Genomic DNA, 16,548 nt, shown 5'->3' with positions numbered 1-16,548 from the left:
CCCAGAGGACGCTCATGACAGCCAGCCGGATGCGGCCCAGCCCAGTAAACCCCATTCTTGTCTTGTTTAAGCAATATGGTCTGACACTGGCGCTGAGCTTGCTCCTGCTTGGCAGCGCGACTGCTGCCAATCTGCATCCCGTACGGGGCTTCCTGCCCGATCTGCGCTTTTCCCTACAAGCCGCTGGTCCCAAAACACTCACTCAGGATGACTTCAAAGATAAAGTCGTCATGATGTTTTTTGGTTATGCCAGTTGCCCCGATGTCTGTCCCACTACCCTGGCCCAGTTAGGTGCCGTCATGGACGCTCTGGGAGACAAGGCTGAGCAGGTGCGCATCCTATTTGTCAGCGTGGACCCGCACCGCGACACCCCGGATGCACTGGCCCGCTACGTGGCCGCCTTTGATGGCAAGCACACGACGGGACTGACCGGTTCAGAAAAGCAGATTGCAGACCTCGCCCGGCGTTATCGGGTGGCATACCAGATCGAAAAACCAGACCCCAAGGCGCCGGAGAACTACGAAGTCTCGCACAGCCGTGGCGTATATATCTTCGATCAGCAAGGCAGGGCGCGCTATCTGGCACCGGATACGGAGTCGGTACAGGTTCTGGCAGAGGGTGTGCGAAGTCTGCTACCTTGAAAAAGCCCCCTTCAAGAGGGGGCTTCGTCTTTCTGGCGATTCCACTACGGGCACGACCTGGTGAACAAACGCAGACATGCCCACGCTCTCTGCCTGACAGGCCGGCAAACCACTGCTGGCCGACCCGCCAACCCCTGAGTTATTGGCCTCGCAACGCAGACTGTGCCTGGCGCAAGGCTGTACGCAAGCCCTCTTCCAGTACGGGATGATAGAAAGGCATGGCCAGCATCTGGTCCAGCGTCAGCCCCATCTGCAATGACCAGGCTAATAAATGGGCAATATGCTCTGCTTGAGGCCCCACCATCTCAGCCCCAAGAAATGCCCCGTCCTGGTCTGCATACACATGCAGCAAGCCACGGTTGACCAGCATGACCCGCGCCCGTCCCTGATTACCAAAGTTCACACTACCGGTCACGGCCCCTTGCGGAAGTGATTTAAAGGGAGTCCCCACCACGGCCACCTGCGGATCGCTGAATACGACCGCCATACGGGCCCGGCGAGCCATCGGCTCGTCCTGCCCCTCGCTCAGGGCCTGCAAAGCCGCCAGGCGACCATCGTCAGCCGCTTCATGCAGGATAGGTGCACGCTGGTTGACATCACCCGCAAGGTAAATAGAGGTTCCTTTGATCTGCAGGCTGGTCATGTCATAGACCACCCGGCCTTTGTCGTCCCATTGCGCAGGCGTATTTTCCAGGCCCAGATCATCCAGTTGAGGACGGCGGCCGGCCGCTCCCAATACATAATCATAATCTTCGACACGTTCCTGACCGTCCACCTTCAGATGCACCCGTGCCTTGCCATTGACCACTTCGCTACCCAGCACGGTCACGTCCGCGCGGATATCGAGCTCCTGACTGAAAATAGCCCGCCCAGCCTCGCGCACTGTCGGATCGGACAGTCCCGCCAGACTCTGACTGCGGTTGATGATCGATACATTAACGCCCAGCCGAGCCAGAGCCTGCCCCAGCTCCAATCCGATCACGCCCGTCCCTACTACCAGCACACTGCGCGGCAAATCAGTCCAATCAAAAACGTCCTCGTTACTGATCAGCAAGGCGCCCAAAGGCTCCAGCTCTTTCGGGCGCACTGGCGTGGAACCCGTAGCGACAATCACACTCCCTGCCGTGATGCGGGTGTGCTCATCCACCTGCAGCACGTGCTCCGACAAGAAACGGGCGTGGCCGCGTATCTTGTCCTTCTCATCAAAGCCGTTCACATCCTCCACTACAAAACCCACAAAACGGTCACGCTCGCGACGCACGCGATCCATTACCTCTTTTCCATCGATACGGATTGCGCCATCCACATGAACCCCAAAAGGCGCGGTGTGACGAGCATGATGGGCGGCATCCGCAGCCGCAATCAGCAGTTTGGAGGGCATGCAGCCAACCCGGGCACACATCGTGCCATACGGGCCAGACTCGATCATCAGCACTCGTTTACCAGATCGTTTAGCCGTACGATACGCTGTCATGCCCGCTGTTCCCGCTCCGATCACGGCAACATCACACTGAATTTCCTTCATAAACCGCTCCTTGAGTGTGTAACAAGGCTATCAGGGGCCAGATGACCGGTCTGACAGCCCGTTCTACAATGTGCAGAATTGAACCGTTTAATCATAACGCAGTCCTTTTGCACTGCCAGAGGAAAGCCCATGCTGATTAGTGAAGCGGCCCGCGTCACCGGCCTGACACCCAAGATGATCCGGCACTATGAGGATCTGGGCCTGGTAAATAGTGTCCGTGCTCCGAACGGCTATCGTATCTATCAGGCTCAGGACCTGGACACCTTGCACTTTATCGTCCGCGCCAAAGAACTGGGTTTTAATCTGGCCGATATTCAACAACTGACCAGTCTATGGCGCAATCAGCAGCGCCCCAGCTCTGAGGTCAAGCAGTTGGCTCAAGCCCATATTCAGGACCTGGAAAGCCGGGCGGCCTTGCTGCTGGATATGGCTGCCAAACTGCGTGTCCTGGCCGAGCAATGTCAGGGCGACCAGCATCCCGACTGTCCGATCCTGGATGGGCTGGAGGGCGGCTGTTGTCACCCGAGTACGCCAGATAAGACTGCCGTGCCGCCCCGAAGTAATCGTGCATCCGCTGCAGGCCCGCTTTGAGACATCGGCCCCGGCGGGTGGTAAGCGGCTTCCCCCAAGCCGATCTACGCCGCTGAAAAAGCGCGGACTCTGACCGCTTGTGCCGACTTGCCACCTTCACCCGCACAAACACAAAAAAGCCTGAGCTCAAGGAGAGCTCAGGCTTTTTGCTTCTTGTGTCTTGGATGGGCTGCTCAGCCGCACCGACTTCAGGCTCAGGCCGCGCGCCACTCCGTCACAAACTGCTGCGGCTCGGGACGTTGCGCAGGACCTAGCGTGTGAATGGGCGTACCCACCGACACAAAGCCCAGGAACTGATAATCCAGGGAGTCAAAGCCCAAGGCTTCAGGAACTTCCTCACCGTAGGTCCCCAGGCCCGTGCTCCAGAACGCTCCAAAACCCAGTTGGTGAGCCGCATGCAGCATATTGCTAACCGCAGCACCCGTTGCCAGAACACGCTCCAGCTCAGGAATTTTTTCCTCGCCATGATCGATGTGGCTAGCCACGGCAATCAGCAAAGGGACTTTTGCCAACCAGGCACGTACGCTGGCCGCCTTCTGCTCGGTCAAGGGTGTGCCCGCGCGTTCGTTAGCCGCAATCGCCAACTCGCCCAAAGCCTGTACATTTTCACCACGAATCAGGCAAAAGCGCCAGGGCTGCAAACGGCCATGATCGGGAGCGCAAACGGCAGCGCGCAAAATCAGGTCTAACTCCTGTTCGCTCGGGCCGGGGCCTTGCACCAGCTTGATGGAACGTCGGGACAACAAGGAATCAATGGTACTCATAGTGCTTCCAGAATCAGTAAAGAATGCCCTGCCCGGCTGGCAGGGCTCGGTCAGGCGTGAGCAGGAGCGCCCGCTTGTACCAGCAAGGCTTTCATGTCGCGCACGGCTTTTTCCCAACCATCAAAGACAGCCTGCGCAACAATGGCGTGACCAATATTGAGCTCAGCCAGACCTGGTAACGCCGCGATGGCCTGGACATTGCCGTAATGCAGGCCATGACCCGCATTCACACGCAAACCTTGCGAGACGCCTTGCGCGATACCCGCACGAATGCGTTCCAGCTCGCTGGCAGCCTGCTCGGGCGTTTGAGCATCCGCATAGGCGCCGGTATGCAGCTCGATCACCGTGGCGCCCACTTGACTGGCAGCACGAATTTGCGCGGGATCAGCGTCAATGAAAAGCGAAACACGGATGCCCGCAGCCTGCAACTGCTCAACCGCTGCCCTGACCTGATCCAGATGCCCCAGTACATCCAGCCCCCCTTCGGTGGTCAGTTCGGCTCGGTGCTCGGGAACCAGGCAGACATCATCCGGCTTGATACGGCAAGCGATGTCCAGCATTTCGGTAGTGATGGCGCACTCCAGATTCATCCGGGTGCGCAACACAGGGCGCAGGGCCTCGACATCGGCATCCTGAATATGACGCCGATCTTCACGCAGGTGTAAGGTAATCAGGTCCGCTCCGGCTTCTTCTGCTCGCAAAGCGGCCTGAATAGGATCAGGGTAGGTGGTCAGACGCTGCTGGCGCAGCGTTGCCACATGATCGATATTGACGCCCAGTTCTAACATTCCCCAAGGACCTCCGTAGTTTCAGGGATGAATGACCAGACACATTATCGCCTGTTTACTCCGGTGCTGTCCCGGCTGCCTGGATCTTTGTGTCAGGCTGGACGGTTTCGGCAGACCATCCACCGCCCAAGGCCTTATACAACTCCACCCGGTTCATCAGCGAGGCCAGACCCGTCTGGATATAAGCCTGACGGGTTCCATACAGGCTGACTTCGGCCGTTTGCACCTGCAAAAAGCTGTCTATCCCCACCTCGTAGCGCAATTTGGCCAGACGCAAGGTCTCGCTGGCAGCCTGATCGACTTCCTGCAAGGCATCAATCTGCTGCCCATAGGTCGCCTCGCCCGCCAGTGCATCGGCCACCTCACGGAACGCATCCTGAATGGTTTTCTCGTACTGGCTGATCGCAATATCACGACGCGCCTGGGCCAGATCCAGATTGGCCCAGGTGCTGCCCGAGAGCAAGGGCATGGTAATTTGCGGCTGGAACTGCCAGTACCGGTTGTCTGAGCTGAACAAACCACCCAGCTCCGGGCTCATGAAGCCTAACAAACCGGTCAGACTCAAACGCGGGAAAAAAGCCGCGCGCGCCGCACCAATGCTGTAGTTCGAACCGCGCAGCACGTGCTCGGCGGCCAGAATGTCAGGACGACGCTCCAGCAACTGCGCCGGCAAGCCCACCGGCAAACGGGGCATCAACTGCGCACGGGTGAAGGGCAAGCCAGCGGGCAGATCATCCGGGATCTCACCACCCAGCAGGACTTGCAAGGCATTCAAAGCACGTTGACGATCGCGTTCGACCGCCTGCATATCGGACCGCACAGTGTTGTATTGCACCTTGGCCTGATTCAGGTCCAAAGCAGACACCGTGCCGGCATCGTAGGAGGACTGCACCAAACGCAAAGTCTCTTGACGACTGCGCAAGGTGTTGCTCATCAAGGCATGCAGCTCTTCAGCCGTGCGTACCTTGAAGTAGGCCTCCGCCGTTCCCGCCACCAGCGCGATATGGGCCGTGCGTTGGGCCTGCTCAGTCGCAAAATACTGTTCGCGAGCGGCACGGGCCAGATCACGCACACGACCGAAAAAGTCCAGCTCAAACGCAGTGATGCCCACTCCAGCCTGGAACGTGCGGGTCACCGGAGCCGAGGTCGGGCCAGCAGGACGCAGCTCTGCGGGCGTGTGAGTGGCCTGCTGAGCTGCCTGAACGCCAATGCTGGGCAGTTGATCGCTGCGCGCCACGCCATATTGGGCGCGCGCCTCTTCGATACGTTGAGTCGCAATGCGCAAGTCGCGGTTGTTCTCCAGAGCGCGCTCAATCAGGACATGCAAGCGTGGATCGGTGAAGAACTCACGCCAGCCCAGATCGGCGGCCTGCACCGCCTCCGTCTGGCCCTGCTGGGCCAGGGGAAACTGAGCGGGCACCGGCGCCGCCGGACGCTCATACTTTGGCGCCAAGGAGCATGCCGACAAGGCAAAGGCTACAGCCAGCACCAGGGGACTACGTAAAAACATGCTAGACATCAGTGCTGTCCTCCTTGCGAACCGGGCTGCTGCGCAGCTTGCTTGGCCAGTTCTTCCTCGTGCAGTTTGGCGGCTTCGCCAAACAAGCGAGGCTTGGTTTTAAAGAGCTTGAGGATAACGACGAAGAAGGTCGGCACCATCAAGACAGCCAAAGGCGTGGCGGCCAACATGCCACCGAGCACACCCAGACCCACGGCGTTCTGGCTAGCTGCGCCCGCACCGCTGGAAGTCGCCAGTGGCACCACCCCCAGCACAAAGGCAAAGGAGGTCATCAAAATAGGACGAAAACGCAGACGGGCTGCTTCCAGGGTGGCGTCGATCAGTGTCGCGCCCCGGGCATACGCATCCTTGGCAAACTCCACAATCAGAATCGCGTTCTTGGCTGATAGCCCGATCACCGTCACGATACCTACCTGGAAGTACACATCATTCGGCATGCCCAGACCAGAGACCAGCAACACCGACCCCAGCATGCCCAACGGCACCGCCAGCATCACCGACAGTGGAATGGCCCAGCTTTCATACAAGGCCGCCAGCAGCATGAACACCACCAACACAGCCAGCCCCATCAAAATTGTCGACTGACCCGCTGCCTGACGCTCCTGGTATGACAGACCGGTCCAGTCCACCCCAAAGCCGCTAGGCAGCTGCTTCATCAGGTTTTCCATCTCGATCATGGCTTCGCCGGAGGTGTAGCCGGGTGCAGGACCGCCACCAATACGCACCGACTCGTAACTGTTGTAGCGTACGATCTGCACAGGACCCTGCTCAGTTGTCTGGCTGACAAAAGCGGACAGCGGAACCATCTTGCCTTCGCTATTGCGCGCGTTGAGTTTGAGCACATCATCGATGGTCATGCGGTAGGGAGCATCAGCCTGCAGCCAGACGTTTTGCACCCGACCCTGGTTCGTGAATTTACCCACAAAGGACGAACCCAGCGCACCGCTGATCAGGGACGAGACTTCGCTAAAGCTCACCCCCAAGGCCGCGGCCTTGTCCCGGTCAATCTCCAGACGAATTTGCTTGCCCGGACTCAGGCCGGTGATACGCACACTTTGTGGATCAAAAACAGGGCTTTGCTTGGCCAGGCTTAACAACTGATCGGCTGCCGCCATCAGTGCGTCGTGGCCCATGCCTGCCCGATCTTCCAGCCGCATATCGATACCCGAGGAATTACCCAGGGCAGAAATGGCCGGCGGCACAATGGCGATCACCATGGAGTCAGGCAAACCGAACAGCAGTTGACCCATGGCCCGGCCGGAAATGGCCTGTGCCGAGTTTTCCTCTCCCTTGCGCTCGTTAAAGTCCTTCAAGGGCACAAAGGCAATGGCCGAGTTCAAGCCGCTACCGTTAAAACTGAAACCCTGCACGGCAATGATGTTCTCGACCTGAGGCTGCTCTTTGAAGTAGTCCTCGACCTTGGCGATGGTTTCAATGGTGCGGTTGGCGGTCGAGCCGGCGGGCAGCTCAATATTAGCAATCACGTAGCCCTGGTCTTCTTCGGGCAGGAATGCAGTGGGCATGCGCACATACAGGAAGCCGAGCACCAACACCATAAGCAGATAGATAAACATCATCCGGCCGCCACGGCGCAAGGTCTTGCCTACAAAGCTTTCATAGCCGTTGGTCGTACGCATGAAGACACGGTTGAACCAGCCAAAAAAGCCACGCTTGGTTTCGTGATGACCTTTCGGAATCGGTTTCAGCAAGGTCGCGCACAGCGCAGGCGTGAAGGTCAAGGCCAGGAAACCGGAAAACGCGATGGACACGGCCATGGCTACCGAGAACTGACGGTAAATGACGCCGACCGAACCGGCCATGAAAGCCAGGGGCAGGAACACCGCCGACAAGACCAGCGTAATACCTACAATGGCGCCACTGATTTGCGGCATGGCTTTCTTGGTCGCTTCTTTAGGCGAGAGCCCGTCCTCGACCATGATACGTTCGACGTTCTCCACCACCACGATGGCATCGTCGACCAAAATACCAATGGCCAGCACCATCGCGAACATGGTCAGCACGTTTACCGACATGCCCAGCACCTGCATCACCGCAAAGGCACCCAGAATGGCCACGGGCACCACCAAGGCCGGGATGACGGTGTAACGTACGTTCTGCAAAAACACGTACATCACGATAAACACCAGCACCATGGCTTCCAGCAGGGTGTAGACCACTTGCGTGATGGACTTGTCCACGTAAGGCGAGGTGTCGTAAGGAATATCGTAGCGAATATTATCCGGGAAAAACTCGGAGAGCTTTTCCATCTCGGCCTTGATGGCCGCCGCGGTATCCAGGGCGTTGGCCTCGGGCAGCAGGGAAATCGCAAAGGCCGCTGTAGGTTTGCTGTTCAGGCGCGCCCCAAACTGGTAGTTGTCCGCCCCCACTTCGACCCGCGCCACATCTTTGATACGCACCGTCGAACCATCCGGCTGGGAGCGCAAGATGATGTTCTCAAACTCTTCCACGGTCTGGAGCTGGCCATTGACCGTGATGGGCGCTGCCACACGCTGACTTTCCAGATTAGGAGGCCCGCCCAAGATACCGGCAGACACCAGCATATTCTGCTGGCGGATGGCCGTGGTGACGTCCGAAGGGGTCATCTGATAGCCGACCAGCTTGGCCGGATCAAGCCAGACCCGCATGGCTCGACCAGAGGCAAACAACTGGAATCGGGCCACACCAGGCACACGGGAAATCGTGTTTTTGATGTTGCGCTCGATGTAGTCGGCCAGCGCGGTCTGATCCAGGCTGCCGTCTGTCGAGGACAAGGTCGCCACCAGCAAAAAGCCGGTACTGGACTGCTCGACGTGCAGGCCCTGCTCCATCACTGCCGTCGGCAAGGACGCGGTAATGTTGCTGACCCGGTTCTGCACGTCCACCTGCGCCAGATCAGGATTGGTGCCGGGACGGAAGGTGGCGGTAATCTCAGTGGAGCCATAGGAGTCACTGACAGACTCGTAGTACAGCAGCCCCTTGGCGCCGTTCAACTGGTCTTCAATCACACTGGCTACTGTGCTGGCCACATCCTCGGCAGTCGCCCCCGGGTAGGTCGCCCGGATCGTGACCGAAGGCGGTGCCACATCGGGATACTGCGCCACGGGCATATTGGGCAATGCCAATAAGCCAAATAGCGTGATCGCCAAGGCAACGACCCATGCAAAAATGGGCCTTTCAATAAAAAACTGAGGCATGTCGCTTACTCGCTAGACTTGGCTTCGTTTGGCTCAGCCGCTGCGGCCGGCTGCTGTGCGGGAGTCGCATCAGAGGCTGGCGCCGCGGCGGGCTTATCCCCCTTCCAGGGAATGGTCTGGACCGGGGCACCGGGGCGAATCTTCTGGAAACCCTCAACAATGATCTGGTCACCGGCCTGCAGGCCTTTGTTCACGACATACTGGCCATCGTGCTCAGGTCCGAGCACCACGGGTACGGACTGAGCTTTTCCGTCACGAACCACGTAAAGATTGGATGAGCCATCCGAGGTGTACTGCACTGCCTGGGCAGGCACCAGCAAGGCATCGGGAATAACCCCTTGCTCCAGACGCAGGCGAACATACATACCTGGCAGGAGAATTTCATCGGGGTTGGGGAACACGGCCCGCAGCGTAACCTGGGAGGTGGACGGGTCCACACTGACACCACTAAACAGCAGCACGCCGTCCTGGTCGTACAGCGAGCCATCTTCCAGCACCGCCTTGGCTTTGGCCTGGCCCTCGCCGGCCGACTTCAGGCTCCCATCGGCCATGGCACGACGCAGCTGGCTAAGTTCGGCGGTCGAACGGGTCACGTCTATATACACACGATCCAGTTGCTGTACCGTTGCCATGTGCGTGGCATTGGTCGCTGACACCAAAGCGCCTTCGGTAATCAGCGCTCTGCCAATGCGTCCGGCAACAGGAGAGACAACCTTGGTATATCCCAAATCGATAGTGGCGCTTTCCAGGGCCGCCTGGGCGGCGGCAATGGAGGCCTCAGCCTGCATGGCCCGTGCCTTGGCGTTATCGTAATCCTGACGCGAAACCGCGTTTTCCTTGATCAGGCGCTCATACCGCTGTGCCAGTTGACGGGCGCTTTGCGCATCAGCCTGAGCATTTTTCAACTGGGCCGCCGCCTGATTGCGCACCGCACGGTAAGGGGCGGGATCAATGGTAAACAAAAGCTGGTCCTGCTTGACCTCAGCGCCTTGCTCAAAGTTGATCTCTTCAACAATGCCGGACACACGGGCACGGATTTGTGCATCTTTGATCGCTTCGACTCGTCCAGGCAGCTCGGAGAACAACTCGGTAGAGGTCGGTTGGACGGTAATCACGCTGACCGGGACCTTCATCCCGCCGGCCGGAGCTTGAGGCTCTTTGTTGCCGCAGGCGGCCAGAAGAACCAGGGAAGAGAAGACAGCAATGCGAAATGGCTGTCGACCCAGCAAGCTTTTAAATGACATGAAGAACTCCTGAGCTAAGCGTTGCATGGGAGTTTAACGCTTAAACTGACTGGATTGTATGGTTTGGACAAGCAGCAAGTATATGTCGAAAAAGCCTAAATCAAACAGCAAAATTTGCGATGAGACTCATTCCGATCATGCAATCATTTGGCGCCTACGAGTAGCCCGCTCCCACCTGAACCCCGTCCCGTCGTCGGCCCACCTCAAAAGAACACGTATTATCATATACCTAGGGTTTGATGAATATAAAAAACCGCGTTTAACCCCCTAGAGTTGACGCGGTTTTCCAGATCCGGAATAGTGCTTTCTAACCGAGCAACAAACTATCGTCGGCCAGAGTTTCACCCCGCACCTTCTCGAACATCTCCAGCAAATCACGCACATCCAGACCCTTGCGCTGTTCACCGCTGACATCCAGCACCACCTTGCCCTGATGCAGCATTACCGTCCGATCGCCGACATCCAGCGCCTGACGCATACTGTGCGTGACCATCATGGTGGTCAGCCCGCCCTCACGCACAATGCGGTTGGTCAGCTGCAAAACAAAGTCGGCTGTACGCGGGTCCAGAGCGGCGGTATGTTCATCGAGCAGCAAAATTTTGGAGGGGCGCAAGGCGGCCATCAGCAAGCTGACCGCCTGGCGCTGACCGCCCGACAACAGACCGATACGATCCGTCAGACGGTTTTCCAACCCCAGGCCCAAGGTTTCCAGACGCGCTGCAAACTCGGCGCGCATGGAGTGCCGCACTGCACGGCTTAAACCGCGACGACTGCCCCGACAGGTGGCCAGCGCCATATTCTCTTCGATCGTCAAGTCTTCACAGGTGCCCGCCATGGGGTCCTGAAACACCCGGGCCACCCAGTTGGCGCGCTCCCAGACGGGACGGCGTGTGACATCCACATTATCGATCAGGATGTGGCCTTCATCCACGGACTGATCGCCCGATATGGCATTCAAGAAGGTGGACTTGCCCGCGCCGTTGGAACCGATCACGGTTACAAACTGGCCTTCAGGAATCGTCAGAGACAGACCGCGCAAGGCACGGGTTTCAATAGGCGTGCCTGGATTAAAGGTCAGGCACAGGTTTTTTGCTTCCAACATTACTGGGCCCCCTTCTGTTTACGAGCACGCTTTTTCTTGAGCAACGGAATCACCAGCGCCACCGTCACCAACAAGGCAGTCACCAGGTTCAGATCCTGCGCTTTCAGACCGATCACATCCGCGTTCAGCGCCAAGGCAATGAAGAAGCGGTACAGAATCGCACCGAGCACCACGGCCAGCGTCGCATAAAACAGCTTGCGGGCAGGCAGGATGCTTTCGCCCACAATCACGGCAGCCAAACCAATGACGATGGTCCCGATCCCCATGGAAATATCGGCCCCGCCCTGCGACTGAGCAAACAGGGCTCCCGCCAAGGCCACCAGAGCGTTGGAGATGGCCATGCCCAGCAAAAGCATATTGCCGGTTGCCACACCCTGCGCACGCGCCATGCGGGCGTTGGCTCCGGTAGCCCGCATCGCCAGACCCGTTTGCGTGCCGAAAAACCAGTCCAGTGCCAGCTTGGCCACCAGAACCAGGCCAATCAACAACAACGGACGCGCAATATAGTCGGCGATGGCGTCGGGCTGCAGAATCGTAAAGACCGTTGGCTCCATGATCAAGGGCACATTGGGGCGTCCCATGATACGCAGATTGATGGAGTACAAGGCAATCATCATCAGGATACTGGCCAGCAGATCCATGATTTTCAGACGCACGTTCAACCAGCCAGTGATGGTGCCCGCGATGGCACCGGCAAAGGTTGCGACCACGGTGGCTATAAACGGGTCATTGCCCTGGCTGATAAGGATGGCGGCTACTGCCCCACCCAAAGGAAAACTGCCATCGACCGTCAGGTCAGGAAATCGCAGGATGCGAAAAGAGATCAGAACCCCCAGAGCAACCAGTCCGAAAATCAGACCAATTTCCAGGGCCCCCCACATTGAATAGATAGACATATTGTTGGACGTCTAGGATACAAAAGAAACAGGCGGGCAGCTTGTGGCAACCCACCTGCAAGAAGCAGTCAGCTCAGGTTTATTCGACGATTTTTGTGGCGGACTTCACGAAGTCCTCGTTGAGCGAAACACCTTGACGCTTGGCCGCGCCCGGATTGACGTAGAGCTCCAGTTTGGTGCTGGTCTCGGAAGCCATGTCGCCCGGTTTTTCGCCTTTAAGAATACGAATGACCTGCTGACCGGTTTGCAGACCCAGATCGTAATAATTCACACCCAGGGCCGCAATGGCACCGCGGGCCACGCTGTCGGTGTCCGATGCAATCAGAGGCACCTTGGCATCAACGCCCACTTTGACCAAGGACTCGTAAGCCGACACGACGTTATTGTCAGTATTGGTGTAGATCACATCGACCTTGCCCACCAGACTGCGCGCCGCTGCACCCACGTCCACGGTACGAGGAGCAGTGGCTTCAACCAGCGTCATGCCGTGTTTGGGCAACAGCTCTTTCATTTCTTTAACAACCACGGCGGAGTTGGCTTCGCCAGGGTTGTAGACCATGCCCACGCGCTTGGCATCGGGCACAACTTTCTTGATCAGATCAACCTGGGCTTCCAGGGCCAGGGCATCGGACACACCCGTCACGTTGGTGCCCGAGGGCGCCATGCTGGGCACCAGATGCGCGACCACGGGATCGGTCACCGCGGAATACACCACAGGAATGGTTTTGGTTGCCGACACCACCGCCTGCGCGGACGGCGTCGAAATGGCCACGATCACATCTGCCTTGTCGCCGACAAACTTGCGGGCGATCTGGGCGGCAATCGCAGGGTTGCCCTGCGCGGTCTGAAACTGCCATTTGAAGCCGGAGGCTTCGGTGTACCCGGCATCGGTCAGCGCTTTGTGTACCCCATCCTTAATGGCGTCCAAGGCCGGATGTTCCACAATTGACGACACCGATACAGATTGCGCTTGAACGGCAGCGCCCGACATCAATCCAACACAAGCCAAAGCGGCCGCCACCTGATGCACCGATCTGATCAGTTTCATCCAATACTCCTTAGATGCAAAAAAACGAAAATTTTAGGTTTTAAGTCTAACGCGAACAGCCGGAATTTTCCCCCTGAGGTAATCCCTGCCCCAAGGCCTTATTGGCCCTGCATCTGGCGTCGAAACGAGAGCAGCTCGCGCGCCCAGCGCGTAGCCCGCAAACCATAATCAGCCTGCACCTGCCCGGCACGACTGAGCAGTTCGCCCGCGGTCATCTCCAGGGTGCTGCCTTTAAAGGCCAGAACGACCTGATTGCCCTCATCCATTTCGGGCAAGAGCAGTACTTTGCCATTAAAAGCGGCGCGAATGTTGTCAATATTATGTTTGAAGCTGGGATGCGCGCCAAAAAGATTGACGGTCATGATGCCCTCGTCTTCCAGAACGGCACGGCAGTCCTGATAAAACTCCAGACTGTCTCGCACAGGACCTTGCGCATCGGCATCATACAAATCCACCATCAAGGCCCGATATTGACCATGTTGCCCGCTGTCTTGTACCCATACGCCGGCATCGGCCTGATCGATCAGCGAGCGCGCGCTGCGAGGCAAGCGAAAGAAAGCATGACACATGCCAATGACCGAGGGATTCCACTCGACGGTCTGAACCTGGCACGCCGTCTGCTTCAAACAGAAACGCAGCAAGGACCCGGCTCCCAGACCCAGAATGGCCAGCTTGTGCTCAGGTTTGGGGTCTTCCATGAACAGCAACCAGGCCATCATTTGCTGCGTATAAGCCAAGACCAGCTCGGCGGGCTTGCGAATGCGCATCGCGCCTTGAATCCACTCCGTGCCAAAGTGCAGATAACGAATCCCTTCGCTTTCCGACAATGTGGGGCTGTCATCCCCCTGCTCACCTGCCATGAAACTCTTCCTTGCAAATCAGTCAGGCCCGCCCGCTCAGACCGAGTGCTCAGCGCGGGGCCACGCCCTGGTCCGAACCTGCAGACACAGAAAACATCGCCGGAAGGCGGCATTGCGCCACTTCCGGCGTTTTTTAGCAAGGCGCCATCATAACAGCGATCACCGCAGAGCAAAGAGCAGATTCAGACGCGCCCCACCATGACGACCGTATCCTGACCGCCATTCCAGACCCAGGGTGGTCAAGGCGTAGCGGGCTCGACCGCCTTGAATGCGAATCTGCCATTATCCCGATCAGAAGCCGCAAAGACTCGCTGCTCGACCAGCCAGTCCTAGACGTGGTTTCAACACAATTCCGTGTTATTGACTGGGTGCTTAGGGGCCCACAAGAGGGGACGTGGCTAGACCGGTTTTGTCAGGATGTATACGCCTGAACCAAAAAAAACCGGAGAGCGGTTTGATCCGCTCCCCGGGTTTTCCATCCTCTCATCAAGGCCGGGACAACCGACCTGCGCAAGCTCAGGGACGCTCAAAAATAGCGGCAATCCCCTGCCCGCCCCCAATGCACATGGTGACCAGGGCATAGCGGCCCTGCACACGCTGCAGCTCATGCAAGGCCTTGACCGTAATGGCGGCACCTGTCGCCCCAATCGGGTGACCCAGGCTGATACCACTGCCGTTGGGATTGACTCGCGCCGGGTCCAGCCCCAACTCGCGCAATACCGCGCATGCCTGGGCGGCAAAGGCTTCATTGGACTCAACCACATCCAGATCAGACACGCTCAAGCCCGCACGTTCCAGCGCCAAACGGCTGGCTGGCACAGGTCCAATGCCCATAATGCTCGGGTCCACACCGGCGTGTCCCCATGACACCAGCCGGGCCAAGGGTTTGAGGCCGCGTTGGCGAGCTTCATCGGCGCACATCAGCAAAACGGCGGCCGCTCCGTCATTCAGGCCCGAAGCGTTGCCGGCCGTCACACTGCCTCCCTCGGGCAGGAACACTGGCTTCAAACCCGTGAAATTGTCCATGGTGGCATCCAGACGCACGTGCTCATCCTGATCAAACACAATCTCGCCTTTGCGGCTTTTCTGGATGATCGGCACGATCTGCTCTTTGAAGTAGCCCTGTTCAATCGCCCGCCGCGCACGCTGGTGCGACTCCAGGGCGAGCTCATCCTGCTCGGCACGGGTGACGCCATATTGACGGGCGACGTTCTCGGCCGTGATCCCCATGTGAACGCGATCAAAAGGATCGGTTAACGCCCCCGTCATCATGTCCATCATGACCGAATCACCCATGCGCGCGCCCCAGCGATGAGCGCTGGCCATGTACGGGGCTCGGCTCATACTTTCTGCTCCGCCTGCCAAAGCAACCTTGGCATCACCCACCAGAATGCCTTGTGCGGCCGAGACAATCGCCTGCAGACCGGAGCCACACAGCCGATTTACATTCATGGCCGGCGTTCCATGTCCCACGCCGGCTTGCACGGAGGCCACACGCGACAAATACATGTCACGCGGCTCGGTCTGAATGACTTGCCCCATCACCACATGCTGAACGTCTGCCGCTGATACACCGCTTCTGTCCAGCACCGCCCGCAATACGGTGGCCCCCATTTCAATGGGGGACACATTTTTCAAGCCCCCCCCAAAATCCCCAATCGCAGTACGACATGCCTGGACCACCACCACTTCTTTCATATGAATCTCCCTCCATCCCATTGGGATAAGATGACCTGCATAAAAAAAGCCAAGCTGACAAAAACGTTCACTCGAATATACACGGCTGCCATGGAAAACTATAAAGCAGACACAAAGACCTTAATTCGCAGTATGGTTTTATACCTTACCCACAAGACACGTTCTTGATAACTCTTTTTAAAGGATTGCCCCTCATGTACGAGCGTATCCTGGTCTGCACCGACGGCTCAGAACTGTCCGCCCATGCTGTCACCCATGCATTGAACCTGGCTAAAGCCACCGGCGCCAAACTGCTGGCTTTGCGCGTCATTCCCCGGTACCGCCAAAGTTACCTGGAAGGAGGCCCGATTCTGGATCAAAAACTCGATAGCCGCATCGAAGCATCCTGGGTGGAACACGCACAATCCGAACTGGCCGCAGTCAAGCAGGCCGGTAAAGATATTGGCGTGTCTGTCAAAGGCCTGGTGGTGAAATCAGAACTGGTAGCCGATGCAATCATCGCCACTGCCGAAAAACAAAAGGCCGACTTGATCGTCATGTCCTCGCACGGACGCAAAGGCTATAAACGTCTGTTGCTGGGCAGCGAAACCCAGCACGTATTGACGTATTCGGAAATTCCCGTGTTGGTCATCCGCAAAAAAGCCAAGAAAAAATAACACGCGACCAAGCATCTAAACG

14 protein-coding genes are annotated in these 16,548 nt (G+C 57.9%); 3 read left to right on the top strand and 11 right to left on the bottom strand.

What is annotated here, in order from left to right; translation table 11 throughout:
• Positions 1 to 29 precede the first annotated feature (29 nt).
• Positions 30 to 641: an SCO family protein gene (locus V6936_RS04200; protein WP_161937125.1), complete on the top strand. Its 612-nt coding sequence runs from the start codon at positions 30 to 32 to the stop codon at positions 639 to 641.
• Between the two features lie 139 nt (positions 642 to 780).
• On the opposite strand, the gene V6936_RS04195 is transcribed toward V6936_RS04200, so the two are convergent.
• The gene (locus tag V6936_RS04195) at positions 781 to 2,166 is read right to left on the bottom strand and encodes a dihydrolipoyl dehydrogenase (RefSeq protein WP_131070610.1); all 1,386 of its coding nucleotides are present in this window, start codon (positions 2,164 to 2,166) and stop codon (positions 781 to 783) included.
• A gap of 129 nt (positions 2,167 to 2,295) precedes the next feature.
• On the opposite strand from V6936_RS04195, the gene V6936_RS04190 reads away from it, so the two are divergent.
• Entirely contained in the window at positions 2,296 to 2,757 is a 462-nt protein-coding gene (locus tag V6936_RS04190) for a MerR family DNA-binding protein (protein ID WP_059317588.1), read from the top strand.
• A gap of 194 nt (positions 2,758 to 2,951) precedes the next feature.
• Here the strand turns inward: V6936_RS04190 and V6936_RS04185 are convergent, their stop codons facing one another.
• From V6936_RS04185 to V6936_RS04140, 10 genes are all read right to left on the bottom strand, one after another.
• Positions 2,952 to 3,521: a nitroreductase family protein gene (locus V6936_RS04185; protein WP_059317587.1), complete on the bottom strand. Its 570-nt coding sequence runs from the start codon at positions 3,519 to 3,521 to the stop codon at positions 2,952 to 2,954.
• 50 nt (positions 3,522 to 3,571) lie between these two features.
• Positions 3,572 to 4,309: a pyridoxine 5'-phosphate synthase gene (gene pdxJ, locus V6936_RS04180; RefSeq protein ID WP_003799697.1), complete on the bottom strand. Its 738-nt coding sequence runs from the start codon at positions 4,307 to 4,309 to the stop codon at positions 3,572 to 3,574.
• 55 nt (positions 4,310 to 4,364) lie between these two features.
• Positions 4,365 to 5,828: an efflux transporter outer membrane subunit gene (locus V6936_RS04175; protein ID WP_003799695.1), complete on the bottom strand. Its 1,464-nt coding sequence runs from the start codon at positions 5,826 to 5,828 to the stop codon at positions 4,365 to 4,367.
• Positions 5,828 to 9,022 carry an efflux RND transporter permease subunit gene (locus V6936_RS04170; protein WP_336579467.1) on the bottom strand — a complete coding sequence of 1,065 codons (3,195 nt, stop codon included), beginning with the start codon at positions 9,020 to 9,022 and terminating at the stop codon, positions 5,828 to 5,830. Before V6936_RS04170 ends, V6936_RS04175 begins: the two co-directional genes overlap by 1 nt.
• A gap of 5 nt (positions 9,023 to 9,027) precedes the next feature.
• Positions 9,028 to 10,266: an efflux RND transporter periplasmic adaptor subunit gene (locus V6936_RS04165; protein WP_003799691.1), complete on the bottom strand. Its 1,239-nt coding sequence runs from the start codon at positions 10,264 to 10,266 to the stop codon at positions 9,028 to 9,030.
• Between the two features lie 307 nt (positions 10,267 to 10,573).
• On the bottom strand, positions 10,574 to 11,368 hold the full coding sequence (locus V6936_RS04160; protein ID WP_003799689.1) for an ABC transporter ATP-binding protein: 795 nt from the start codon (positions 11,366 to 11,368) through the stop codon (positions 10,574 to 10,576).
• Positions 11,368 to 12,264, bottom strand: coding sequence for an ABC transporter permease (locus V6936_RS04155; protein ID WP_059317583.1), 897 nt, complete (start codon positions 12,262 to 12,264; stop codon positions 11,368 to 11,370). The genes V6936_RS04160 and V6936_RS04155 overlap by 1 nt, the downstream gene beginning before the upstream one ends.
• A gap of 79 nt (positions 12,265 to 12,343) precedes the next feature.
• Entirely contained in the window at positions 12,344 to 13,312 is a 969-nt protein-coding gene (locus V6936_RS04150; protein WP_003799686.1) for an ABC transporter substrate-binding protein, read from the bottom strand.
• Positions 13,313 to 13,410: 98 nt separating this feature from the next.
• Entirely contained in the window at positions 13,411 to 14,172 is a 762-nt protein-coding gene (locus tag V6936_RS04145) for a spermidine synthase (RefSeq protein WP_336579465.1), read from the bottom strand.
• 516 nt (positions 14,173 to 14,688) lie between these two features.
• Positions 14,689 to 15,870 carry an acetyl-CoA C-acyltransferase family protein gene (locus tag V6936_RS04140; protein ID WP_059317581.1) on the bottom strand — a complete coding sequence of 394 codons (1,182 nt, stop codon included), beginning with the start codon at positions 15,868 to 15,870 and terminating at the stop codon, positions 14,689 to 14,691.
• A gap of 194 nt (positions 15,871 to 16,064) precedes the next feature.
• Between V6936_RS04140 and V6936_RS04135 the strand changes: the two genes are divergently transcribed.
• A complete protein-coding gene (locus tag V6936_RS04135; RefSeq protein ID WP_003799679.1) occupies positions 16,065 to 16,526 on the top strand; it encodes a universal stress protein in 462 nt (153 codons plus the stop codon).
• Positions 16,527 to 16,548: the final 22 nt, after the last annotated feature.

The sequence above is a fragment of the Alcaligenes sp. CHO6 genome (genome assembly GCF_037120595.1).
In the GTDB taxonomy this organism is placed as follows: Bacteria; Pseudomonadota; Gammaproteobacteria; order Burkholderiales; family Burkholderiaceae_B; genus Alcaligenes; species Alcaligenes ammonioxydans.
The sequence above is the reverse complement of the archived record's forward strand: the minus strand, read 5'-3'. Positions and strand labels throughout refer to the sequence as shown.

What these genes read in the sequence shown, in the direction of transcription:
- V6936_RS04140 (WP_059317581.1), bottom strand. Translation starts at nt 15,870, where the DNA reads ATGAAAGAAGTGGTGGTGGTCCAGGCATGTCGTACTGCGATTGGGGAT.
- V6936_RS04145 (WP_336579465.1), bottom strand. Translation starts at nt 14,172, where the DNA reads ATGGCAGGTGAGCAGGGGGATGACAGCCCCACATTGTCGGAAAGCGAA.
- pdxJ (WP_003799697.1), bottom strand. Translation starts at nt 4,309, where the DNA reads ATGTTAGAACTGGGCGTCAATATCGATCATGTGGCAACGCTGCGCCAG.
- V6936_RS04155 (WP_059317583.1), bottom strand. Translation starts at nt 12,264, where the DNA reads ATGTCTATCTATTCAATGTGGGGGGCCCTGGAAATTGGTCTGATTTTC.
- V6936_RS04185 (WP_059317587.1), bottom strand. Translation starts at nt 3,521, where the DNA reads ATGAGTACCATTGATTCCTTGTTGTCCCGACGTTCCATCAAGCTGGTG.
- V6936_RS04150 (WP_003799686.1), bottom strand. Translation starts at nt 13,312, where the DNA reads ATGAAACTGATCAGATCGGTGCATCAGGTGGCGGCCGCTTTGGCTTGT.
- V6936_RS04175 (WP_003799695.1), bottom strand. Translation starts at nt 5,828, where the DNA reads ATGTCTAGCATGTTTTTACGTAGTCCCCTGGTGCTGGCTGTAGCCTTT.
- V6936_RS04200 (WP_161937125.1), top strand. Translation starts at nt 30, where the DNA reads ATGCGGCCCAGCCCAGTAAACCCCATTCTTGTCTTGTTTAAGCAATAT.
- V6936_RS04190 (WP_059317588.1), top strand. Translation starts at nt 2,296, where the DNA reads ATGCTGATTAGTGAAGCGGCCCGCGTCACCGGCCTGACACCCAAGATG.
- V6936_RS04165 (WP_003799691.1), bottom strand. Translation starts at nt 10,266, where the DNA reads ATGTCATTTAAAAGCTTGCTGGGTCGACAGCCATTTCGCATTGCTGTC.
- V6936_RS04170 (WP_336579467.1), bottom strand. Translation starts at nt 9,022, where the DNA reads ATGCCTCAGTTTTTTATTGAAAGGCCCATTTTTGCATGGGTCGTTGCC.
- V6936_RS04135 (WP_003799679.1), top strand. Translation starts at nt 16,065, where the DNA reads ATGTACGAGCGTATCCTGGTCTGCACCGACGGCTCAGAACTGTCCGCC.
- V6936_RS04160 (WP_003799689.1), bottom strand. Translation starts at nt 11,368, where the DNA reads ATGTTGGAAGCAAAAAACCTGTGCCTGACCTTTAATCCAGGCACGCCT.
- V6936_RS04195 (WP_131070610.1), bottom strand. Translation starts at nt 2,166, where the DNA reads ATGAAGGAAATTCAGTGTGATGTTGCCGTGATCGGAGCGGGAACAGCG.